Annotated in this window: 23 protein-coding genes; 8 read left to right on the top strand and 15 right to left on the bottom strand. The window is 62.9% G+C overall.

Annotated features, from left to right (window positions below):
- Positions 1 to 226: 226 nt before the first annotated feature.
- Entirely contained in the window at positions 227 to 2,674 is a 2,448-nt protein-coding gene (locus ABIE33_RS11295; protein WP_429124821.1) for a GcvT family protein, read from the bottom strand.
- Positions 2,671 to 5,118 (bottom strand): GcvT family protein, encoded by a 2,448-nt coding sequence (locus tag ABIE33_RS11290; protein WP_429124819.1) that lies wholly within the window; start codon positions 5,116 to 5,118, stop codon positions 2,671 to 2,673. The genes ABIE33_RS11295 and ABIE33_RS11290 overlap by 4 nt, the downstream gene beginning before the upstream one ends.
- A gap of 128 nt (positions 5,119 to 5,246) precedes the next feature.
- Between ABIE33_RS11290 and ABIE33_RS11285 the strand changes: the two genes are divergently transcribed.
- Positions 5,247 to 6,113: a LysR family transcriptional regulator gene (locus tag ABIE33_RS11285; RefSeq protein WP_429125533.1), complete on the top strand. Its 867-nt coding sequence runs from the start codon at positions 5,247 to 5,249 to the stop codon at positions 6,111 to 6,113.
- Positions 6,114 to 6,211: 98 nt separating this feature from the next.
- On the opposite strand, the gene ABIE33_RS11280 is transcribed toward ABIE33_RS11285, so the two are convergent.
- From ABIE33_RS11280 to ABIE33_RS11265, 4 genes are all read right to left on the bottom strand, one after another.
- Positions 6,212 to 6,883 (bottom strand): amino acid ABC transporter permease, encoded by a 672-nt coding sequence (locus ABIE33_RS11280; protein ID WP_429124817.1) that lies wholly within the window; start codon positions 6,881 to 6,883, stop codon positions 6,212 to 6,214.
- 82 nt (positions 6,884 to 6,965) lie between these two features.
- Positions 6,966 to 7,781, bottom strand: coding sequence for a transporter substrate-binding domain-containing protein (locus ABIE33_RS11275; protein WP_429124815.1), 816 nt, complete (start codon positions 7,779 to 7,781; stop codon positions 6,966 to 6,968).
- A gap of 11 nt (positions 7,782 to 7,792) precedes the next feature.
- On the bottom strand, positions 7,793 to 8,095 hold the full coding sequence (locus ABIE33_RS11270; RefSeq protein ID WP_065794111.1) for a GYD domain-containing protein: 303 nt from the start codon (positions 8,093 to 8,095) through the stop codon (positions 7,793 to 7,795).
- 62 nt (positions 8,096 to 8,157) lie between these two features.
- Entirely contained in the window at positions 8,158 to 8,823 is a 666-nt protein-coding gene (locus tag ABIE33_RS11265; RefSeq protein WP_429124813.1) for a cysteine hydrolase family protein, read from the bottom strand.
- A gap of 149 nt (positions 8,824 to 8,972) precedes the next feature.
- Here ABIE33_RS11265 and ABIE33_RS11260 point away from each other — a divergent pair, with 149 nt between their 5' ends.
- On the top strand, positions 8,973 to 9,863 hold the full coding sequence (locus tag ABIE33_RS11260) for a LysR substrate-binding domain-containing protein (protein WP_429124811.1): 891 nt from the start codon (positions 8,973 to 8,975) through the stop codon (positions 9,861 to 9,863).
- Positions 9,864 to 9,878: 15 nt separating this feature from the next.
- Here ABIE33_RS11260 and ABIE33_RS11255 read toward each other — a convergent pair whose 3' ends face one another.
- From ABIE33_RS11255 to ABIE33_RS11240, 4 genes are all read right to left on the bottom strand, one after another.
- Positions 9,879 to 11,570: an alpha/beta hydrolase gene (locus ABIE33_RS11255; protein WP_429124809.1), complete on the bottom strand. Its 1,692-nt coding sequence runs from the start codon at positions 11,568 to 11,570 to the stop codon at positions 9,879 to 9,881.
- A 140-nt stretch (positions 11,571 to 11,710) separates the two neighbouring features.
- Complete coding sequence (locus ABIE33_RS11250) at positions 11,711 to 12,343, bottom strand: LysE family translocator (protein ID WP_429124807.1); 633 nt, start codon at positions 12,341 to 12,343, stop codon at positions 11,711 to 11,713.
- 151 nt (positions 12,344 to 12,494) lie between these two features.
- Positions 12,495 to 13,784, bottom strand: a complete 1,290-nt coding sequence (locus ABIE33_RS11245) for a mechanosensitive ion channel family protein (RefSeq protein ID WP_429124805.1) — start codon at positions 13,782 to 13,784, stop codon at positions 12,495 to 12,497.
- A 354-nt stretch (positions 13,785 to 14,138) separates the two neighbouring features.
- Complete coding sequence (locus ABIE33_RS11240) at positions 14,139 to 14,597, bottom strand: Lrp/AsnC family transcriptional regulator (protein ID WP_429124803.1); 459 nt, start codon at positions 14,595 to 14,597, stop codon at positions 14,139 to 14,141.
- A 124-nt stretch (positions 14,598 to 14,721) separates the two neighbouring features.
- Between ABIE33_RS11240 and ABIE33_RS11235 the strand changes: the two genes are divergently transcribed.
- Entirely contained in the window at positions 14,722 to 16,005 is a 1,284-nt protein-coding gene (locus ABIE33_RS11235; RefSeq protein WP_429124801.1) for a cystathionine gamma-synthase family protein, read from the top strand.
- A 57-nt stretch (positions 16,006 to 16,062) separates the two neighbouring features.
- Here ABIE33_RS11235 and ABIE33_RS11230 read toward each other — a convergent pair whose 3' ends face one another.
- On the bottom strand, positions 16,063 to 16,413 hold the full coding sequence (locus tag ABIE33_RS11230) for a glyoxalase superfamily protein (RefSeq protein WP_429124799.1): 351 nt from the start codon (positions 16,411 to 16,413) through the stop codon (positions 16,063 to 16,065).
- Positions 16,414 to 16,583: 170 nt separating this feature from the next.
- Positions 16,584 to 17,516, bottom strand: coding sequence for a LysR family transcriptional regulator (locus ABIE33_RS11225; protein WP_429124797.1), 933 nt, complete (start codon positions 17,514 to 17,516; stop codon positions 16,584 to 16,586).
- 91 nt (positions 17,517 to 17,607) lie between these two features.
- Between ABIE33_RS11225 and ABIE33_RS11220 the strand changes: the two genes are divergently transcribed.
- Positions 17,608 to 17,994 carry a hypothetical protein gene (locus ABIE33_RS11220; protein ID WP_429124795.1) on the top strand — a complete coding sequence of 129 codons (387 nt, stop codon included), beginning with the start codon at positions 17,608 to 17,610 and terminating at the stop codon, positions 17,992 to 17,994.
- Between the two features lie 16 nt (positions 17,995 to 18,010).
- On the opposite strand, the gene ABIE33_RS11215 is transcribed toward ABIE33_RS11220, so the two are convergent.
- The gene (locus ABIE33_RS11215; RefSeq protein WP_429124793.1) at positions 18,011 to 18,592 is read right to left on the bottom strand and encodes a TetR/AcrR family transcriptional regulator; all 582 of its coding nucleotides are present in this window, start codon (positions 18,590 to 18,592) and stop codon (positions 18,011 to 18,013) included.
- A gap of 95 nt (positions 18,593 to 18,687) precedes the next feature.
- Between ABIE33_RS11215 and ABIE33_RS11210 the strand changes: the two genes are divergently transcribed.
- The 4 genes from ABIE33_RS11210 to ABIE33_RS11195 all read left to right on the top strand — a co-directional run bounded on the left by ABIE33_RS11210 (position 18,688) and on the right by ABIE33_RS11195 (position 21,388).
- Entirely contained in the window at positions 18,688 to 19,482 is a 795-nt protein-coding gene (locus ABIE33_RS11210) for a crotonase/enoyl-CoA hydratase family protein (RefSeq protein WP_429124791.1), read from the top strand.
- 29 nt (positions 19,483 to 19,511) lie between these two features.
- Positions 19,512 to 19,922, top strand: coding sequence for an ArsR/SmtB family transcription factor (locus ABIE33_RS11205; RefSeq protein WP_429124789.1), 411 nt, complete (start codon positions 19,512 to 19,514; stop codon positions 19,920 to 19,922).
- Positions 19,919 to 20,479 (top strand): SRPBCC family protein, encoded by a 561-nt coding sequence (locus ABIE33_RS11200; RefSeq protein ID WP_429124787.1) that lies wholly within the window; start codon positions 19,919 to 19,921, stop codon positions 20,477 to 20,479. Before ABIE33_RS11205 ends, ABIE33_RS11200 begins: the two co-directional genes overlap by 4 nt.
- 111 nt (positions 20,480 to 20,590) lie before the next feature.
- Positions 20,591 to 21,388, top strand: coding sequence for an SDR family NAD(P)-dependent oxidoreductase (locus ABIE33_RS11195; RefSeq protein WP_429124785.1), 798 nt, complete (start codon positions 20,591 to 20,593; stop codon positions 21,386 to 21,388).
- Positions 21,389 to 21,436: 48 nt separating this feature from the next.
- On the opposite strand, the gene ABIE33_RS11190 is transcribed toward ABIE33_RS11195, so the two are convergent.
- Together ABIE33_RS11190 and ABIE33_RS11185 are read right to left on the bottom strand one after the other, a co-directional pair.
- On the bottom strand, positions 21,437 to 21,916 hold the full coding sequence (locus ABIE33_RS11190) for a DUF1772 domain-containing protein (RefSeq protein WP_429124783.1): 480 nt from the start codon (positions 21,914 to 21,916) through the stop codon (positions 21,437 to 21,439).
- Positions 21,913 to 22,743 (bottom strand): NAD(P)H-binding protein, encoded by an 831-nt coding sequence (locus ABIE33_RS11185; protein ID WP_429124781.1) that lies wholly within the window; start codon positions 22,741 to 22,743, stop codon positions 21,913 to 21,915. The genes ABIE33_RS11190 and ABIE33_RS11185 overlap by 4 nt, the downstream gene beginning before the upstream one ends.
- Positions 22,744 to 22,750 lie beyond the last annotated feature (7 nt).

The raw sequence follows: 22,750 nt of genomic DNA, 5'->3' as shown, positions 1-22,750 counted from the left end.
GACCGGAAGACCCGCGTTCCGGCGCGCGCATGCTAAATTTGCTCTCGTGTTCTCGGGTTGCCCTTCACCCTGGCCTCCCCGCACGCGGGGAGAGGGAAAGCCGTACACTCGGCGCTCCGCCTCGCCTCGTTCATGGGCGGCAAGCTCGCCACGAGTCTCCTTCTGCCCGTCAACGGGGAGAAGGTGGCCGGCAGGCCGGATGAGGGGCAGCCTCAAATGCCGCTCGTTACATCCTCACCCGCTCGGAGCGCGGATCGTACATCGCCTTCAGCGACGCCTCGGCCTTCACCCGCGTGCCGGCGATCTCGATCTCGAAGCTTGAGCCGAGCACGTCGGCATCGCTCTCGCCTTCAGACGGCACGTAGCCAAGACCGATGGCGCCGCCGAGATGGTGGCCGTAATTGCCCGAAGTGATGGTGCCTACGATCTTGCCATCGCGCACGATCGCCTCGTTGTGGAAGAGCAGCGGCTCCGGATCGGCCAGCCGGAACTGCACCAGCCGGCGCGAAAGTCCGCGATTGTGCTTGGCGAGCACCGCCTCGCGGCCGATGAAATCGCCCTTGTCGGGCTTGACCGCAAAGCCGAGCCCGGCTTCGAGCACGTGGTCCTCGTCGGTGATATCATGGCCGAAATGGCGGAAGGCCTTTTCGATCCGGCAGCTGTCGAGCGTGTGGATGCCGCAAAGCTTGAGCCCGAGATCCTGGCCCGCCGCCTCCAGCGCCTCGAACACATGCGCCGTCTGATCGGTCGAGACATAGAGTTCCCAGCCGAGTTCGCCGACATAGGTAACGCGGTGGGCACGGGCGAGCCCCATGCCGACCTCGATTTCGCGCGCCGTGCCAAAGGGGTGCGCCGCATTCGAGAAATCGTTCGGGCTCACCTTCTGCAAGAGGTCGCGCGCCTTCGGCCCCATGACGCAGAGCACGCTTTCGCCGGCGCCAACATCGGTGATGACAACGAACTCGTCGCGCACATGCTTGCGCAGCCAGGCAAGGTCGCGCTGCAGTGTGGCGCCCGGCACCACCAGCAGGAACGCGGTTTCCGAAAGACGCGTAACCGTCAGGTCGCTTTCGATGCCGCCGCGGCCGTTGAGCATCTGGGTGTAGACGATGCGGCCGGCCTCGACATTCATCTCGTTGGCGCAGAGCCGCTGCAGGAAGGCAAGCGCGTCGCGCCCCTCCACCCGGATCTTGCCGAAGGAGGTCATGTCGAACAGCCCGACGCCGTTTCTGACCGCCAGATGTTCGGCCTTCTGGTTCTCGAACCAGTTCTGCCGTTTCCAGGAATAGCGGTATTCGCGCTCCTGGCCGTCATTGGCAAACCAGTTGGCCCGCTCCCAGCCGGCGACTTCGCCGAACACCGCCCCGCGCTCTTTCAGGTGTTCGTGCAACGGCGAGCGGCGCACGCCGCGCGCCGTTGCCATCTGGCGATAGGGGAAGTGATCGGCATAGAGCAGCCCGAGCGTCTCCGAGACGCGATCCCTAAGGTAAGCGCGGTTCTTCTGGAACGGCTGCGCCCGACGGATGTCCACCTCCCAGAGATCGAACGGCGGCTCGCCGTCGTTCATCCACTGCGCCAGCGCCATGCCGGCGCCGCCGGATGAAACGATGCCGATCGAGTTGTAGCCGGCCGCGACCCAATAGCCCTTCACCTCCGGCGCCTCGCCGAGATAGTAGCGGTCGTCGGGTGTAAAGCTCTCCGGCCCGTTGAAGAAGGTATGGATGCCCGCCGTCTCCAGCATCGGCATGCGATTGACGGCCATTTCGAGGATCGGCGAGAAATGATCGAAATCGTCGGGCAACTGGTCGAAACAGAAGTCCTCGCGGATGCCGTCCATGCCCCAGGGCTTGGCCTTGAGCTCGAAGGCGCCGACCAGCATTTTTCCGGCATCTTCCTTGTAATAGGTGCACTCATCCGGCACGCGCAGCACCGGCAGGCGGGTCAATCCCGGGATCGCCTCGGTGACGATGTAGAAATGCTCGCAGGCATGCAGCGGCACGGTCACGCCGGATTGCCGCGCGAATTCGCGGCCCCACATGCCCGCGCAGTTGACGACGTGGTCGGTGTCTATCGTGTAGGTCTCGCCGTTCTGCTCGCAAGTGACCCCGGTCACCCGGCCGTCCTTCTTCAAAACGGCCGTCACCTTGACGCCTTCGATGATCGTCGCACCGTTCTGGCGCGCGCCCTTGGCGAGCGCCATGGCGATGTTGGCCGGGTCGCACTGACCGTCGAGCGGCAGATGCACGGCGGCCTTCACATCCGAGGTGTTGAGATGCGGATACATCGCCTTCACCTCGTCGGGCGTGATCTCGCGCACGTCGACATTGAAGGCACGCGCCAGCGAGGCCTGGCGATAGATCTCTTCCTTTCGCTCCTCCGTCAGCGCCACGGTGATCGAACCGTTCTGGCGCATGCCGGTGGAAATGCCGGTTTCGGCCTCGAGCTTGACGTAGAGGTCGGCGGAATATTTCGCGAGCCGCGTCATGTTCTGCGAGGCGCGCAACTGGCCGATAAGGCCGGCGGCATGCCAGGTCGTGCCCGATGTCAGCTGTTTGCGCTCAAGCAGCACCACGTCGGTCCAGCCGAGCTTGGCGAGATGATAGGCGACCGAACAGCCGGAAACGCCGCCACCGATGATGACTGCCCGGGCTTTCGAAGGGATCGGCTTGGTCATGCGCGCAGTCTTTCATTGGAGGGATCCCAGAGCGGCTGGTCGGCCTCGACGGTCGCCTTGAAGCGATCGCCGAAGATCTCGACCTCGATCTCCTTGCCGGGCACGGCGAGATCGGCGCGCAGCATGCCAAGCGCGATCGACTTGCCGACGCGGTAGCCCCAGTTGCCCGACGTCGTTTCGCCCACCACCTGGCCGTCCGACCAGAGCGTCGACATGTAGGGCGCGTCGCAGCCGTCGGCGGCAACCGTCAGGGTGACGAAGCGCTTGGCGACACCCTGCTGTTTTTCCCGCTCCAGCGCCGCCTTGCCCTTGAAGCCGGGCTTCGCCCAGTCGACGAAGCGCTCCAGCCCGCCCTGCAGGATGGTGTAGTCGGTCGACAGATCGCCCTTCCAGGCGCGGTAGCCCTTCTCGATCCGCAGGCTGTCGAGCGCTTCCATGCCGAAGGGTTTCAGGCCATGTACCTGACCTGCGGCCCAGACGGCATCGAAGATCGCGCCAGTGTCGTCAATCTTGGTGTGGATCTCCCAGCCGAGTTCACCGGCAAAGGACACGCGCACCAGCTGGCAATAGCGTCCGGCAATCTGCGCGGTCTGATGGGTGAGCCAGCCCTTGGCGAGATCCGCGTTGCTGACTTCAGCCAGGATGTCGCGCGATTTCGGCCCCGTCAGGATCTGGCAGGCAAACTGGGTGGTGACATCGTCAAGCGTGAAGACGGCATCGGCGGGCAGATGTTTTTGCAGCCATTCGAGATCGTGCCACTGCGCCGTTGCCGCCGTGATCAGGAAGAAGAAATCCTCGTCCAGCATCATGATCGACATTTCGGTGACGATGCGGCCCTTGTCGTCGGCGAAGTAGGCAAGGCCGATGCGGCCGGGCTTCGGCACGCGGCCGGTGATCAGGCCGGACAGCCATTCGGTTGCGCCCTTGCCCTTCACCCGAAAGCGCGAGAAGCCCGGCAGGTCGAGGATGCCCGCGGCATCGCGCACGGCGAGACATTCCTCCTCGATGCGTCTGGCCCAGGGCCCTGCCCGACCCCAGGTCTGCGTTGCTTCTTCAGAGGTGTCGTCGCCGGGCTTGGCGTACCACATCGCCCGCTCCCAGCCGTTATAGGGCTTGAACTGCGCGCCGAGTGCGGCGATCCGGTCGTGGATCGGCGAGAGCTTCTTGCCGCGGCCGGCCGCCCAGTAGTGCTTCGGGAAATGCATCGCATATTCGTGGCCGTAGATTTCCATGCCTTTGGCGATGCAATAATCCTGGTCGGTGTAGTCGGTGTAGCGCCTGGGATCGCAGGACCACATGTCCCATTCCGTCTGGCCCTCGGTAATCCATTCGGCCAGCACCTTGCCGGCGCCGCCGGCCTGGCAGATGCCGAAGGTGAAGACGCAGGCCTCGAAGGCATTCGGCACGCCGGGCATCGGCCCGATCAGCGGATTGCCGTCGGGCGCATAGGGGATCGGGCCGTTGATGATCCGCGATAGGCCCGCCGTTCCGAGGATCGGCACGCGCTCGACGGCATCGTTCAGATACCACTCCAGCCGATCGAGATCGTCAGGGAAAAGCTGGAAGGAGAAATCCTCGGGCATCGGATCGTCAGGCGTCGTCCAGTGGGCGCGGCAGTTGCGCTCATAGGGGCCGAGATTCATGCCGTTCTTCTCCTGGCGGAGATAGTAGGAGCTGTCGACATCGCGCAGGAGCGGCAGCTTGTGGCCGGCCTCCTTCGACCAGGCGGCCAGCTCAGGGATCTCGTCGAACAGGATATACTGATGGCTCATAACCATCATCGGCACGTCACGGCCGAAAATCTTGCCCACCTCGCGGGCGTAGTAGCCGGCGGCGTTGACGACATATTCGCAGCGGATTTCGCCCTGGGGCGTCGAGATCACCCATTCGTCGTTTTCGCGGCGCGCCGCCGTGACGGGACAGAAGCGGATGATCTTAGCGCCCATGTCGCGCGCGCCCTTGGCGAGCGCCTGCGTCAGCTGCGCCGGGTCGATATCGCCGTCATAGGGGTCGTAGAGCGCGCCGGTCAGCTCGTGGGTTTCAAGGAACGGATAGCGGCTGCGCATCTCGTCGGGCGTCAGGATATCGAGGTCCATGCCCTGGTAGCGGCCCATGCCGACGACGCGCTTAAACTCCTGCAGCCGCTCCCTGGAGTGGCCGAGCCTTACCGAGCCGGTGACGTGGTAGTTCATCGGGTAATCAACGAGCGCACCGAGATCGCGGTAGAGCGACGCGGAGTAGCGCTGCATGTTCATGATCGACCAGGACGACGAAAACGTCGGCACGTTGCCGGCCGCGTGCCAGGTCGATCCGGCCGTCAGCTCGTTTTTCTCCAGAAGCACGCAGTCGGTCCAGCCGGCCTTGGCGAGATGGTAGAGCGAGGAAGCGCCGATCGCTCCCCCACCGATGATCACGACGCGCGCGTGAGACGGCAAATTCGACATGCACTGTTCCCTCGTATTGCCGGAATTCTTGCCGTTGAAACGGGACGCCATCAAGCGACGGAAACAGGCTTTATTGATCGACAAATTCGATTAGATTGGGCGGACCTTCGAAACCGGACACAATGTCGATGCAAGTGGATCTGATCGAGACGTTCCTGGACCTGATGGAGACACGCTCCTTCAACCGCACGGCCGAGCGTTTGAACATCACCCAGTCCACCGTTTCCCACCGCGTCAAGGCACTGGAGGCGCAGTTCAATCGCAAGCTCTTCACCCGCAACAAGGGCGGCACCGTGCCGACAGCGGCCGGTCTGCGGTTCTTGGATTACGCAAAAGCACTGCAAAACCAGTGGCATGAGGCAACACGCGCCGTCACCAATGCCGGCGCGCTGGAGCGCTCGATGCGGCTCGGCATCCAGCACGATCTGGCCGAAGCCTTTGCCGGCGAATGGCTCTCCACTATCAGGCGTGAGCTGCCGACAACCGAGATCTACATGGAAGCCGATTATTCCAACCAGATGAATCGGGATCTCGGCGCCGGCGACCTCGACCTCGCCATGCTCTATACCCCGCACTATCTGCCCGATCTGCACTACGAAAGGATCGGCGATCTGCATTACCTGATGGTGAGCACGGATGTCGCTTCACTATCGGATATCAGGGTCGAGACCTATATCCAGGCAATCTATTCGCCGGCCTTCGATCGCGCCCACCGGCTGGCTCTGCCGCATCTCTCCGCAGCGCCGGTGGCAGCCGGCCAGAACATGGCGATCACTATGCTCCTGCATTCGCTCGGCGGTGCCGCCTATGTCACCACGGCAACGGCCCACCGGCTGACGCAATCCGGCCGCGCCGCCCTTGTTGCCGATGCGCCGGTGATCGCGCAGACCGTCTACGCCGCCACCAGTCTTCGCACCCGCCACGCCCACCAGCACCGCAAGATCATCGGCGCGATGGGGGCGCTGCTTTCGACAGATGGCGAAGGCGCTGGCTGAAGGCGCTAGTGCATGTCGCCCGAAAGTGTGCAGCGGTTTCGGGATGACGACATGCATAGGAACAAGAGCCTAAAGCAGGTCGCTTGCAAGCGACTTGATTAGGCCATGCGGCGCTGGATCAGCCGCTGCAGGAACATGAGGATGGAGACGATCGCCAGATAGTAGACGAGCGCTGCCGAGTACCATTCGACGAAGCGGAAGCTCGAGGCGATCGCGTCGTTGACGACGGCCATGATCTCGCGCATCGAAATCACATAGGCAAGCGACGTCAGCTTGATCAGGTTGATGAACTCGTTGACGAGCACCGGCATGACGATGCGCAATGCCTGCGGCAGGACGACGAGGAAGAAGGTCTGCAGCCGGCTGAGCCCGAGCGCGCGTGCCGCATCCGTCTGCCCCTGGCCGATCGCCGCCAGTGCCCCGCGCATCGCTTCGGCCATATAGGCGGTGGTGACCAGCGTGAAGGCGATGAAGGCGGCGGCAAAGGGCGTGTACCAGGGCGCCCGCGTCAGGCCGGGAAAGAGCTGCGGCGCACCGTTCCACACGATCAGCAGCACGAGGATGAGCGGGGCCGAGCGAAACAGCCAGACATAAAGCTGGGCCGCCGTGCGCCGCACCGCCGCCATCGAGTTCAGCGCGACGGCGAGCGGCAGGCAGAGCAGGAACGATGCGACCTGAACCAGGATGGACAGCAGGACGGCGATTGCCGCCCCCTGCAGCATGACCGGCATGGTCAGGGCATCGAGAAACAGTTTCGCGTCGAAGTTCATGCCCTGCCCACTCCTTAGATTAAGTTGGAGCGGGATGCGGGCGGAAAACCGCACACACTTTTCCTCATCCCGCTCTCAAGCATCAACGATCGTAATCGACGTCGAAGAGCGCCGGATCGAGGCCATATTTCTTGGCGATGCCACCAAAGAAGCCCTGCTCCTTCAGAGCCTTCAGCCCCGCCTTGACCTGAGCAGCATCGCTGCCTTCGCGGCGGCTGTAGATGCCGTAGGTGAAATCCGACGCCCATGTATAGGGAAGCTGCAACGCCCCGTCGGAGCGCGAGGCGCGGTAGGCGCCTTCGGCCTCTTCGGTCATCGTCGCATCGACACGGCCGACGAGGACTTGCTGGTATGCCGCCTGCTGGGTCGGATATTCCTGCACCTCGACCGGCGGCTGGCCCTTGGCGGCGAGCGCCTTGTTCAGGGGCTCGATCCGCTCTTCCTTGTAATAGGCGCCGGCTTCGAGCGCGATCACCTTGCCGCTCAGATCCTCCGGCACCTTGATCGTGTCGCTGCCGGCCTTGGTCACCATTGCAGTGGCCGATTTCATGTAGGACACGCCGTCATAGGTCTCGCGGCGCTTGGCGTTGATGTAGATGCCGCTGATGATCACGTCGCAGCGCCCGGCGCCCAGCGTCGGCAACAGGCCGGCAAACTCCGTGACGGTATAGTTGACCTTGGCGTTCCAGAGACCGGCAAGCGCCTCGGCGATCTCGATATCGATGCCGGTCGGCCTCGCATCGGCCGGGCTCTCCTTGAAGGTGAGCGGCGGAAAGGCGGCGGTGGTGCAGACGCCGATGTCGCCATCGGTTGCGAAAGCCGGTACTTCCGCATGGGCAAGCCCCGCCGACAGCAGGATGGTCCCGAGAAGGGTTGCATGCGATGCCAGTCTGATCATCTCTATTCCCCTCATTGAGTTGGTGAAACGCGCCCGACGATGTCGCCGTACGTCTGGCTGTCGAAAGCGGGAAGGATAAGCGGGTCGACGAACCCGTCGCGTCGTGCCGTCAGCACGTATTGCATCATCGACGCATTGTCGGGCATCTCGAAAACCTGAACGAAATCATAGGCTCCAAGCGTGGCGTAGAAGGCGACCGACCGCCCCCCGAGCGACGAGACGCGGTCTTCGCTCACCTTGCGCCGCGCGCCACTGTCGGCAAGTTCGGCCAGTCCCTTGGCCGTCAGTTTCATCAGCGAGATATATCTTTGCATGGGGCATCATTCCGTTGAAACGGTTGGCAAAACGTCTTGAGAATGTGGATGCGGTACGGCGCTTAGCGGATGGCTTTTTCCAGGCCGGCGATGACGGCATCGCTGGTCGAGACCGTGCCGAAAATGCCGTTCTCGATCGAGATCATGTTGATCGCCGCCTCATGCGCCCATTGCTCGCCGCTGGCGCAACAGTCCGAGATCGTCAGGCACTGGAAATTGCGGTCGCAGGCCTCGCGCAGCGTCGTGTGCACGCAGACGTCTGTGGTGCAGCCGGTAAACAGCATATGGGTGATGCCCTGCGCCCTCAGCACATGCTCGAGATCCGTATAGGTGAACGAGCTGTTGCAGGTCTTGTCGATGATGACGTCACTTTCCGCGACATCGAGTTCGGGCAGCAATTGAAAGCCGGGGCTCGAACGCAGCAGCACCTGGGTGTTCTCCAGGCCCGAGCGCTTGCGGCGCCATTTTTCGTAAGGCGTCATGTCGGCGAGGTCGGCGCGGTAGCCCTGGCGCGTATGGATAATCAGGCATCCGGCTTGCCGTGCGGCTGATATGACCCGATTGACGGCCGGCACGATAGCCGCGAGCGGCGCCGGATCGTAACCCATCGAGGCGAAGTAGCCGTCGGGCGAGCAGAAGTCGATCTGAAGGTCGATCACCATCAGCGCGGTCTGTGACGGAACCAACCTGCCGTCATAAGGAAAATCAAATGGTTGCGCTGCGATCATGACATGTCTCCCTCTCTCCGTTCCAATTCATAGGAGCAAAAATCGATTGGGAATAGCGATTTTTTGTGCTTGATATTGTCTAGTTTAGCTAAACGATTGCGAGTTCGGACCCGAATGCAATCAGCGGCGGATCGGAGCTCGGAGGTCGAATGAAGGCGCTGCATTTCCTGCCCTATCTCAGGGCCTTCGAAGCCGTCGCCCGGATCGGGTCGGTCCGTCAGGCCGCCGACGAGCTCGGCCTCAGCCCTGGCGCGGTATCGCTGCAACTGCGCCGGCTTGCGGAGACCACGGGGCTGACGCTCCTGGAAAAATCGGGACGCAACATCCGCCTGACCGCGGCCGGGCGTGATTTCGCCCAGACCGTCTCGCATGCCATCGGCAATCTCGTCGTTGCGGTCGAGAACGGTGCCGAGCGGCAGCTCGAAAACCACCAGAAGAAGCTGACGGTGGCTCTGCCACCGGCGCTGGCAATCGCCTGGATGGCCGGCCTCCTGGTGCAATTTGCCGACGCGCGCGGCGTCAGCGACCTCGCTATGCATAGCTGCATCCGCGCGAGCGACGTGCTGTGGGACGATGTCGATCTGGCTGTGGTCTACGACAATCCGCCTTTCGACGGCCTGTGGTGGCAGGTGGTCAGCGACGTGAAGCTCAAGACCATATGCTCGCCGCTCTTGTTCCCGCGGCTGGAAGGCTCGCACCGCGACAGGAAGCTGCGCGACGTCACATTGCTGCATGAAGATGACGGGCGGGAATGGACACGCTGGTCGGCCGCCTCGCGCATTTCGCTCGAAGGCAGTCGCAGCGTCCGGGTGCCCTCGGTCGCCGTCGCCGTCGCATCCGCCCTGCAGGGACAGGGCATCGCGCTCGTCTCGGATGTTCTTACCCGCTCCTACCTGCAGGAGGGCCGGCTGATCCAGCCGTTCCCGACAGCGATACCGGCATCAGCAGGATACTATCTCCTCTGTCCGACGGAAAAAGCCGAAGAGCCGCTGATCCAGGCGCTTGCCCATCAGATCGCCGCCCATCTGCGCGGCGACTGACGTCGGGGCAGGATTTCAGTAACGCCCCTTGAGCAGCGCCTTCAGCCGTTCCGCATCGTCAGCCGTCACGCCCGGCGGAGCGACCACCTGCATCCAGGAATCGATATAGTGTTCCGGCGCATAGACATGGCCATAACCGATCGGCGTCGTCGTGCCCATCGCCATGTCGGCCAGCAACTGGAACATCGTCACCACGGGGAACCACCTGAGGTCGGGCGAGACGTCATGGCCGCGCGGCGCCTTCATCCAGTCCGGCTCGCGGTAGAAGGAGTGCGGATCGAAGAAGGTGATCGGGTCGCTGGCATATTGCAGATAGACGATGCGGACATTGCCCCATACTGCGCCCGGGATATCAAGCGCATTCTCCTGGTTGGTGAAGCGGATCACCGAGCCGTCGCGATAGAGCGGGCGCCATTCCGGCGAGCCGGCATTGCGGTTGCCGGTGATCGATAGCCAAGTCTTGGTCGGGAACGGCGAGCCGACCCAGAGCGCGCCCTGGAACGGATCGCTGATGATATCGAACGGGTCGACCGAACCCTGCGAATTCATCGAGCCGAGGCTGAGACCATAGAGATAGAGCCTGGGTCTCTTGTCCTTGGGCAGCGTCGTCCAGTAGCCGTAGACGGCGTCGAACAGTGCATCGGCAGTCTCGGCACCATATTCCGGCTCGACCAGCAAGGAGAGCCAACTCGTCAGATAGGAATATTGCACCGCGACGCTGGCGACATCGCCCTTCAGCAGGTACTCGAGCGAATCGAGCCCTGGTGGATCGATCCAGCCGGTTCCGGTCGGCACGACGATCATGAGGTTGGACCGCTCGAACCCGCCGACGCGCTTCAACTCTTCGAGCGCCAGTTTGGCCCGTTCTTTCGCCGTCTCGGCCGAATTGAGCCCGGCATAGACGCGCAAGGGCTCCTTGGCCTCGCCACTGAAGAAGGCGCCGATATCCCCGCCGCTCGGCCCGGAGGCGATGAACTGGCGTCCCTGCCGGCCGAGTTCGTCCCAGGTCATCAGCGATGCGCCGCTACCCGTCTTCATCGGGTCGGTCGGCGGCGCTACATCGGGGTCGATCAGCGCATCGAGCCGTTGGAACGAGCTGTCGGCCGCATGCAGCGCGTAGCGGAAGATCACCCCGTCAACAGCCGACCAGAAGAGAGCGATGGCCGCGGCAATGGCGGCGAACTTTGCCAACGGCCGCGTCAACACATATTCGAAGCGCCTGGATAGAAAGCGGAACGTCAGCCGGAACAGGCGTGCCAGCAGGACGATGAAAATGAAGACGAGAGCAGCGATAAGGCCAAGCTTGAACGGCTCGGCGCTCTCGACCGGATCAAGCCCCATGATCGTGCGCACGGTGTTCTGCCATTCGGCAGTTCGCCAAAGAAAAGTGAGCACGACAAGGCTGCAGCCGAGCGCAGCAAGCAGCTTCACGATCAGGCCTGTCCTCGGGCGCACGTCCGGCAGCTCGAGATAGGACCAGAGCCAGCGAAGGAACACGCCGATGGCATAGCCCGCGGCAAGCGAAAGTCCTGAGATGACCGCCTGGATGACATAGGGGCGCGGGATCAGGCTCGGTGTCAGCGACGTGGCGAAGAACAGCACGCCGACGATGAGGCCCGTCGTCGAAAACGACGCCCAAAGCCCGGACACGAATTGCGGAACGGGCCACTTCATCCTGCGCAGACCCGTCTCTTGAAGGTGATCCACCGGCAGGCTCCTTGTGTCAGTCGTTCATCGAGCGCGCCATTCCGATTGGCGCGTTACCCGATTGATAGCCGCCAGCCTCAACCGCGACAACCTCGCATCCGCCGTGCAACCACCATGGGGCGGCATCACTTGCGCGCGGATCAGCTTTTCTGGAAGGCTAGGTGTACGCCCAGCCCGACGAGCACACCCCCGCCAACGCGTTGCATGGCGCGCTGCGCCATGCTCGAACGCTTGAGCCGGGTGATCAACACGCCCGCCAGGATGACGCAGGCAATATCAGCCGATGAAAACATCAGATTGACGATCGTGCCGAGGATGACGAACTGCAGCCAGACCGGAAAGGCCGCGGATGCATCGATGAACTGCGGCAGGAAGGCCACGAAGAAAATCGCCGTCTTGGGGTTCAGCACTTCGACGGTGATGCTCTCGAAGAAGGCGCGCCGGCCGGATTTCGCCTGGATGCCGGGCAAGGCGCTCTGGCCTTGCGTCTTGGCGCGAAACAGCGAGATGCCGAGCCAGACGAGGTAGGCCGCACCGGCGAACTTGACGACCATGTAGAGCACCGGCACCGCATGAAACAGCACCGACAGGCCGGCGGCCGCCGCAAAAACATGCACATAACCGCCGAAGTGAATGCCGAGCGTCGCCATCAGTCCCGACCAGCGGCCACGCGCCATCGTCTGCGCCGCCGCGTAGAGCATCGCAGGACCGGGGATATAGGCGAAGATCGCCGTGGTCGCGAGGAAAGCCAACAGCAGTTCCATAGAAGGCATCGATGTACTCCCGATAGCCGGACGGTGCGGAATAGCTGGCAATAGACAATGCCTGCGCTTGCTTGGCAAGGCGAGATCGGTTCCTAACTGCACGCGGACATTGCCGGGCGTTTCATCGTCCTCCACACCACCCGCGCAGCTGCGTTCCGCTTCACGCGCGGGTCACCTCGACAGGTGTTTTCATGATGATTTCACGATGCGGGAACGGGATCGAAATGCCAGCCGCCTTGAACGCTTCCCATAGGGCCATGAGCACTTGGCCGCGGATATTCGTCAGCCCGTTGCTCGGATCGGAAATCCAGAACCTCAGTTTGAAATCGAGCGATGATGCACCGAAACCGGTCATCCAGCAGACCGGCCGGGCATAGGTGCTGGCAACCCGCGGTATCGATGCGGCGGTCTCGATGGCGATGCGCGCGACCTCGTGCGGATCGCTGTCATAAGACGTTCCGAAGTTGATCTCGATGCGAACATAGTCGCTGGAAAACGACCAGTTCACGACCTGCTGCGAAATGAAGTCCTCGTTTGGGATGAGGTACTCCTTGCCGTCTCTCGTGATCACCGAGACGAACCGGGAACGCAGGTCGCGGACCGAGCCGAAGGTGTCGCCGAGCGTAATCGTGTCGCCCGGTTTGATGGATTTGTCGAGCAGGATGATGATCCCCGAGATGAAATTGGAGACCACCTTCTGCAGGCCAAAACCGATACCGACGCCGACGGCACCCGAAAAAATCGTCAATGCGGTCAAGTCGACGCCGGTCGCGTTCAGGGCGATAACGCCCGCGAAGCCGATCAGCCCGATCTTGACCAATTTGCTGATGAGAACCTTGAAGGACGGCGTGAGATCCGCGGACCTCTGTATCCAATGCGCCGAGACGTTGCCGACCAGAACGGCCAGCCAGATCAGCGCGAAAGAAAGCGCGATGGCTTTCAAGACAAGCAACAGCGAAAGGCGAACCGCGCCGAGATTAAACGCCACGCTATCGAGCGTCGTCAGGATCACGCGATCGAGGCCAATCGCGTAGGCAGCAAAATAGGTCCAACCAGTGACGGCAACAACACGCGCCAGCGTCTGGTTTCTGATGATGCGTGTGAGGACCGAGATGACGAACCACGCCGCCGCAAGCGTAAGCGCGGTGGCGACCAGCCATCGATACGAGGGCCACCCAAAGCGCAAAAGCATCGCATCGGCGATCCATAGCCATACAATCAGGAACAGCCACCGCAGCCGCCGCATGAAAGCGATGATGACGCGCAGCAGGTCCGGATTGCCCTTGATCGTGCGTGCCCGGGCTTCGACTACCGGCTCTATCCGTCTTGCCAGAAGGCCGCAAAGCAGGTAGCCGGCGACAATCAGGGCAAGTTGAAAGAACGTCCACTCGTTGAGAAGGACGGTCCGCATCCAGGAACCGACGGCGTCGAATGCTTCTGCGAAATCCATCGCCTTTCTCCGCGAGCGCCAAGCGTCCATCTGAGCGCACAAGAGCGGGATGAGGAGAAGTGGGCGCGGTTTCCGCCCGCATCCCGCCCTATCTAGAATCGATCACATCCATGATCGTGGGTCGATCGACCGAAAATCACCGTGATCCAGAGACGCTCTCTTTGAATCTAGAGCACCCTTTGCACTTTCATAGCCGCCGCCCGAAAACCTGACGCCGTCGCGTCGGGATCCATTGATTTCAGGCGTCGCGCGAGACGGATCTCATCCCCCAAAAAAGAGGACTGCGATCGAAAATACGAAATACTCTCAGAGCTTTGGTGCCGGAAAACACGACTCTGCACATAGAGCAGTCCACTAGATCCGCCGCTCCTTGATCGTGTTCATGACGAAGCTCGTCTCGATCGAGGCCACGCATTTGAGCCGCGCGATCTTCTCCTTGATGAAGCGCTCGTACTGCTCCAGCCCGGCGCTCATCACCTTCAGCACATAATCGCGCGAGCCGGTGACGAGGTGGCATTCGAGCACCTCGTCCCAGCCACGGATCGCCTGCTCGAACATGACGATCTCGTCCTCGTGCTGGCGGCTGAGCCTGACGGTCGCGATCGCTGTCATCGTCCAGCCCTCCACCGCCGGGTCGATCAGCGCCGTATAGCCGCGGATGACGCCGGTCTCTTCCAGCCGCCGCAGCCGGCGCAGGCAGGGCGATGCCGACAGCCCGACACGCTCGGCGAGCTCGTTGTTGGTGATGCGCGCGTCGGTCAGCAATTCCTTCATAATCCGGCGGTCCGTTTCGTCGGCAATTTTCTGCGTCATATTGTTCCGATCCTGGCAATTCTTTGCGCAACTCAAGGGTATATGATCGCAAATAGCAAGGATCGGTCCAAGCGTCTGATATAATTTGCCTGTCAGTCGCCCGTTTCGCTTCAGGAGAAAAGCCATGACCGCGCCGCACCCCTACAAGACCCACATCGGAAACCACAAGCTGCATCCCGAAACCCTGATGCTGAACTATGGCTACGATCCTGAACTGTCGGAGGGGGCCGTCAAGCCGCCGGTGTTCCTGACCTCCACCTTCGTCTTCCGCTCGGCAGAGGAAGGCCGCGACTTCTTCGATTTCGTCTCAGGCCGTCGCGAGCCGCCGGCGGGTGTGGGCGCCGGGCTTGTCTATTCGCGCTTCAACCACCCGAACAGCGAGATCGTCGAGGATCGCCTCGCCGTCTATGAGCGCACGGAAAGCTGCGCGCTGTTTTCCTCCGGCATGTCGGCGATCGCCACCACACTGCTCGCCTTCGTGAAGCCGGGCGACGCGGTGCTGCATAGCCAGCCGCTCTATGGCGGTTCGGAGACGCTGCTGGCGAAAACCTTCCTCAATCTCGGCGTCTCGGCCGTCGGCTTTGCCGATGGCGTCAACGAGGCGGCGGTGACTGAAGCTGCCGAAGAAGCGATGGCCAAGGGCCGCGTCTCGGTCATCCTCATCGAAACGCCGGCCAACCCGACCAACAGCCTCGTCGACGTCGCCATGATCCGCCGCGTCGCCGACGCGATCGGCGCCAAACAGGGCCATACCCCTGTCATCGCCTGCGACAACACCCTGCTCGGCCCGGTGTTCCAGCGGCCGATTGAACATGGCGCCGATATCTCGCTCTACTCGCTGACCAAATATGTCGGCGGCCACTCCGACCTCATCGCCGGCGCCGCACTCGGCTCGAAGGCGGTGATGAAGCAGGTGAAGGCGCTGCGCGGCGCAATCGGCACGCAGCTCGACCCGCATTCCTGCTGGATGCTCGGCCGCTCGCTCGAAACCCTGTCGGTGCGCATGCACAAGGCCAACGACAATGCCCGTGTTGTCGCGGAATTCCTGCGCGACCATCCGAAGGTCGAGCGCATCCACTACCTGCCCTTCCACGACGAAGCCTCGCCGCTCGGCAAGGCCTATGCGGCGCAGTGCACCGGCGCCGGCTCGACCTTTTCTTTCGACATCACCGGCGGCCAGGAGGCGGCCTTCCGTTTCTTGAATGCGCTGCAGATCTTCAAGCTCGCGGTCAGCCTTGGCGGCACGGAATCGCTGGCAAGCCATCCGGCGGCGATGACCCATTCCGGCGTGCCGATCGAGGTGCGCCGCCGCATCGGCGTTCTCGACACGACGATCCGGCTTTCGATCGGCATCGAACACCCAGACGATCTGGTCGCCGACCTCGCCAACGCGCTGACGCTCGCCTGATTTCGAGCGGCCTGATTTCGAAAGACCGGCCGCCGATGCCTTCGGCGGCCGGTCTTTTCAGTGGGACAGGATGTTGATCACGTTGCCGAACGGATCGCGCAGATAGAAGCGCCGCACACCCCAGGGCTCGTCGGTGATGTCATAAACGATAGCCACCCCCTTTTCCTGGGCCTGGGCATAGACCGCGTCGACATCATCCACCTCGATCGAAAGCACCGGCACGGGCGTACCGTTCCCGCCCTCGCTCGCCACGCCCACCTGCGGCATCGCCGCCTGCCCCTTGGCTGCGAACGTCAGGATCCAGCCGTGATCCATCACCACCTCGAGCCCGAGCAGATCGGCGTAAAAGGCGTGCGCGGCCCGCGGATCCGAAGCCTGTAGATTGGACACGATGCGCTTGACTGCCATGTCGTCCTCCTGCATTTCGTCAGGTGCAATCTGTATCGCGGCAGAGATTTTGCCAAGCCTGCCCGCGCCTGCAGCATTTCCAGAAGAACTGCGAAACGGTCTTCCGCCGGGAAATGCGTAAGAACAAGGAGATAGAGCGTTTCTACGACTCCGTCTAAACCGGAAACGCTCTATGACGACCGGGGCAGCACGGTCCGGATAGCCGTTTCAACCAGTGCCTTGAAGCGCCCGATCTCCGGCCGCCGCTGCTGTTGGCGCGAGGTCTCCAGAAAGACCGTTCCCTCGGTGCCGTCGATCGCGAGCGGGCGGATGGCGAGCGCCGGGTGCAGAGCCGCCAGATGACGGGCAAGCGACGACGGAACGGTGGCGACCAGCCGGCTTGCGATCAGTGCATCGCCGATCCCCAAGTGCGATGGCATGGTGAGCATGATACGGCGCGAGCGCCCATCCCGCGCCAGCAGCCGATCGAGGTGATTGTCCGAAACCGGCCATGGCAGCGAATAGAGATGCGCGATCGAAAGATAGTCTTCCACCGTGACCTTATCTGCACCGGCGAGTGGGCAGAGCGGGCCGAACAGGCAAACGAGGCGGTCAATCGCAACCGGGGTTCGGTCGACGAGGCTGCGATCGTCTCGATCGCCGCCGACCGAGACGACGGCATCGACCTCGCCCTGCGACAGTTCGGTGGCGTAGGAGCGGCGCTCGAAGGAGCGGATCTCCAGGCTATGACAGGCATGGTCCTGTTGCACGCCCTGCATCAGGACAGGCAGCAATTGCTGGCGCAAGCCGTCCGGCACCACAAGCGTAAACCGGCGCGCCTGGGGCAGCGCCTCCATCGCGCCGGATGAAACCGCGAGCGTAATGCTGGTGATCATCTCGCTCAGCGGTACCGCGATCTCCTCCATGCGGGGCGACGGCGCCATGCCGGTCGGCGTACGCACGAACAGTTCGTCGGAAAAGTCCTCCCGCATGCGTCGCAGCCTGTGGCTGATGGAGGAGGCCGTCACCCCCAGCCGCTCTGCCGCCCGCCCGACATGGCGCTCCAGCATCAGCGCATGCAGCACTTTCAGATTGTTGAGATCGATGCGACGCCAGTCGAGCATGCTGAATTCCGTTCAATGCGACATGAGGAGCGATCATTTTCCAGCGCTTGCCGGCCCTGCTAGAGCGCCTCCCTAACACAGGAGACCTCAAATGCCTCGCCTGACACGGATCGCCCGCAGCACTTTCCTGCCGCTTCTGTTGCTGCCGACGCCATCGGCCGCCGAGAATGGCGGCCCGCACGTTACCAGCTGCGAGGCGATCTTCCATATGGTTGCCGGCTGGCAGAAGCAACCGCCCGAGTGGCCGGATGTCGAACTGACGGCCGAGGTCGTGTCGCTGGACGTCCAGGATCCGATCGCCGTCACCACACTTTGCCCACAAACCACGACCCGCGTCGTCTGCCTCGAATACAACAACAGCACCCTGAAGCCGGGAGACCGGGTCGATGTCAGCGGGCTGGTGTCCGGCACGTTCGAAAACGGCGTCGTGCTCGATCCCTGCGGCACCACCAAGGTAGAAGCTGACGGAAAACGCTGACTGCAGGAACCCGAGATCAGCGGGCAGCCGTCGCTACGCGAACCAGCATCGCTGCCGCCTTGCCCGCGCTCTCCATATAGCTCGCATCCCGGTGCAGGAGGACAACTGCAAAACTGCCGTCGAGCAGCAACAGCATCTGGCGCGCCAACTCGCCTGCATCATCGACACTCGCCTCGGCAAACACCCGCATCAGCCACGTCTCGAACTTCTTCTTGTGCGCAGCACCGATGCGGATCGCCGGATGGCCGGGCATGTTTGCAAGCTCGGCCGAAGTGCGCAGGAAGCCGCACCCCTTCCACTTGGGATGCCGGGCGGTGCGGGCGAGATTGACGAAGATCGCCTCGACCTTCGCGGCAAGATCGCCGTCGGCCGCCTCGAACCATTTGCGAAAGAGCGACAGGTTCGGCTGGTCGCGACCTTCCAGATAGGCGGCGATCAACTCGTCCTTGCTCTCGAAATGATAGTAGAGCGTGCGCTTTGTCACCCCGGCAGCTTCCGCGACGGCATCGACGCTGACGGCGCGAATGCCCTCGGCGTAGAAGAGTTTCGATGCGGCATCGATGATGCCTTCCCGGGTGCTGCGCTCTGGTTTCGCCATCTCTATGTATACCGACTAGTGAATATACATCGGATCCTCCCCCACCTAGCCTCTCCTCGTCAATGCCTCGCTCGACGCGACAAAGGGAGACCACCATGACCGACACCGTATTGCTGCAGATTTCCGATGGCATCGCGCTTCTGACGCTGAACCGACCGGCCAAGCTCAATGCACTGAACTACGAACTGATCGACTGGCTCTTAAGCCTGCTCGACATGCTCGAGGTGAACGACACTGTCGGCGCCGTGATCATCACCGGTGCGGGCGAACGGGCCTTTTCCGCCGGCGGCGACATCCACGAGTTCTTGCAAAGCGTGGCCAAGGGCGCAAACACCGCCGTGCGCGATTTCGTCCGCCGCGGCCAGCGCCTGACCGCAAGGCTGGAGGCCTTTCCCAAGCCGGTCATCGCCGCCGTCAACGGTCTCGCCTATGGCGGTGGCTGCGAAATCACCGAGGCCGTGCACCTTGCCGTCGCCAGCGATCGCGCCCGCTTCGCCAAGCCCGAGATCAAGCTGGGCATGCCGCCGACCTTTGGCGGCACGCAGCGCCTGCCCCGGCTCGCCGGCCGCAAACGCGCACTGGAACTGCTTCTGACCGGCGACGACTTTTCGGCCGAACACGCGCTTGAACTGGGCTTGGTCAACAGCGTCGTTGCCCATGACGATCTCATGCCCGCCGCTCGCGCGCTTGCCAAACGCATTCTGCGCCATTCGCCGCTTGCGGCCCAGACGATCATTACGGCTGTCACCCGCGGCCTCAACATGTCGATATCAGAGGGGCTTCTTGTGGAAAGCGAGCAGTTCGCCCGCATGGTGCCGACCCCGGATCTGACTGAGGCGCTGGCAGCCTGGAAGGATCGACAGGGGACTGAACGGGCGGTTGACACCTAAAACATTCAACCAATCGGTTGACAATACCGATGACATCGGCGATATTCAACGACATGGTTGAATATATGAACGATCGGCTCGACGCCGTATTCCATGCGCTCTCCGACCCGACGCGGCGGGCGATGCTGCAGGATCTGTCAGGGGGTGAACGGCTGGTGGGCGAGCTTGCGGCACCCTTCTCCATCTCGCTTGCCGCCGCATCGAAACACATCAAGGTGCTCGAAGGCGCCGGCCTCGTGCGGCGCGAGGTGCGCGGCCGGGCGCATGTCTGCCGGCTCGACGCCGAACCGATGCATGCCGGCATGGAGTGGATGCGCCACTACGAGGCCTTCTGGCGCCAACGCATCGACGTGCTGGAGGCGCTGCTTCTGGCCGAAGACGCCGCCAAGGCCACAGACGAGCAGCCCACGACGCGGCAGGAAACGGAGAAGAAGCGATGACCCCGCCGCCCGGCACTGACGACGGATACGCCAGGATCGTCGCGCCGGATGCGGCACGCATCGAGCGGCTGTTGCCCGGCCCTATCGAGCGCATCTGGACCTATCTGACGGAGGAAGACAAGCGGCGCCTTTGGATGGCGTCGGGAACCATAGGTGATACGACCGAGGCCGCTGTCGAACATATCTTCCGCCATGAGGAACTCGGCACGGACTGCGGTGAGCCGCCAGCCAAATATGCCGCTCTTGCCGGCGAGAGCCGCATCCGCGGCCGCATCATCGCCTGCGACCCGCCGCACCTGCTGGCCTATAGCTGGGGCGAAGGCACGCCGACGCCGTCGCAGGTGCGCTTCGATCTGGAAGTGAGGGGTACCGAAGTGCTGCTGGTGATCACTCATTCGCGCATCGCAACGCAGGAGATGATGGCAAGCGTCGCAGCCGGCTGGCACACCCATCTCGACATTCTTGTCGACGTGGTTTCCGGCCGCACGTCGCATGGCTTCTGGAAAAAGCATACCCGGCTCGAACACGAATATGCGCAGCGGATATCGCCGCGCTAGCACACCCTAACGCATCAGACTTTCTGTATGGTTTTTCCTTTGGATCGATGTCGATGCCAGGGGCCTCATGCCGCATGCCCATTCACCCGGACAGGATCAAGGGAGGTTGAAATGTTGCTTCAGAGTAAGGTGGCGATTGTTTATGGCGGCAGCGGCGCGATCGGTGGTGCTGCGGCGCGTGCCTTTGCCCGCGAAGGTGCTAACGTCTTTCTGGTCGGTCGAACGGCCGAAACCTTGAATCACACGGCCGAGACGATTCGGGCGGCGGGTGGAAAGGCGGAGTTCGACGTCGTCGACGTCCTGGATCAGGCCGCCGTCGAGCGGCATGCGCAATCCGTCGTCGACCGCACCGGCCGGATCGACGTGGTCCTGACCGCGGTCGGCTTTGCCCATATCCAGGGCCCGCCGCTTTCGGAACTGACGCTGGAGCAGTTCGAGCACCCGATCGCAGCCTACACCCGCGCCAATTTCATCACCGCCAAGGCGGCCGCGACGCATATGGAAAGAAACGGGGGAGGCGTCATCGTGACGCTATCGACGCCAGGCTCGCGCATGTCTGGCTCGGGCTTCCTCGGCTACGGCACCACCTGCGGCGCCATCGAGACCTTCTCGCGCATTCTGGCCGGCGAACTAGGCAGCCACGGCATCCGCGTCATCTGCCTGCGTCCCGATGTCATTCCCGAGGCGCTGCCGGTTTCGCATGCACGCGCCGTGTTCCAGGGGTTTGCCGATCGCTTCGACACGACGGTGGAGGAGATGCTCGACGGGCGGGCGAAGACAGGCACATTGCTCGGCCGCTTCCCGAAGCTCGACGAGGTCGCCGACTATGCCGCCTTCGTCGCCTCGGACAGGGCGGGCGCCATGACAGGCGCGATCGCCAATCTCACCTGCGGTTCGCTGGTCGATTGACAAGAACGACCGGCGCAACCTTTTTGAAGGTCTGCCGGTCGTCGTGCTTCAGGCGCGAGCAAAGCCCAGGATGAACAGCGCCAGCGCGCCGATCGAGGAAATCGTGCGCACATGGTTCCACCACACCCAGTCGGTCAGGTAGCGCTGCTGCCAGATTTCAGTCGCTGCCTGCCCGGGGGCTGCTGCCGCCAGCGCATCGTTCATCGGCACGTTGAAGACGATGGTGACGATGAGCACGCCGGCAACATAGACGATACCGCCCGCCGCCAGCAGCATGCTGCCGTTACCGCCCCAGATGAAGGCCGCGACCACCAGCGCGAGCCCCAACAGCGCCGTACCTATGAACGCGCTGAGAAACAGCGGATTCTGAATCACCACGTTGATGGCGTTCATCGCCGCGATCCCCTGCTCCGCCGGCAGCCGCGACAAGGCCTGCATGATGCAGACCGAGAAGATGAAGAACAGCCCGGCCATCAGGCCGGAGCCGATCGCGGCGGCAAACGCCAGAGCGGGGATCATCGGGATCATGCGGCGATACTCCAGACACCAGTTGCAGCAGTCTCCCGGGCATAGTCGGCGAAGTCGCGCGGTTTGCGCCCAAGCACGCGCTCGACATCGGACGTCACTTGAGAATTCCGTCCGTCGAGCACCGAGGTAAAGAGATAGCGGATGAGTTCGACATAGTCATCAGGCAAACCGTCGGCCCGCAATTGCGCGGTGAAGTCGGCAACCGGCACGGGCTGATAAGCGATCCGGCGGTTGGCAGCCGCGGCGATCTCGGCCACGGCCTGGGCAAAGGTCATCAATCGCGGGCCGGTCAACTCGTAGACCTTGCTGACATGCCCCTCATCCAGAAGCGCTGCAACCGCCACGTCGGCAATGTCGTCGGTACCGATGAACGGCTCGATGACCTGATCCGGCGGCAGGAAGACCGATCCGCTGCGAACGGCATCGGTCAAAAAATCCTCGCTGAAATTCTCGAAGAACCAGCTTGCCCGGATGATCGTCCAGTCGGCGCCGGAGGCCTGCAACTCGCGCTCGGCCGCTTCCGCCTCGTCCTCGCCGCGCCCGGACAGAAGCACCAGCCGCTTGATGCCCGAGCGAACGGCAAGGCTCGAGAATTTGCGAATGGCGTCGACGGCGCCCGGCACCGCCAGATCCGGCTGGTAGCTGACATAGATGCGCTCGACATTCTCAAGGACTGCCGGCCAGGTCGCCTCGTCGGTCCAGTCGAAGGAAGGCGACGCCGAACGGGCGCCGATGCGCACCGCAACGCCACGCTCCTCAAGGCGGGCAGCGACCCGCCGCCCCGTCTTGCCGGTACCGCCCAAAACCAGTGTGAGTTTGTCCGTCATCGCTTCC

Origin of the sequence: Ensifer sp. 4252, assembly GCF_050434565.1 — a bacterium.
GTDB lineage: Bacteria > Pseudomonadota > Alphaproteobacteria > Rhizobiales > Rhizobiaceae > Ensifer.
Note: the sequence above shows the minus strand (reverse complement) of the source record. Positions and strands in the feature narration are given on the sequence as shown.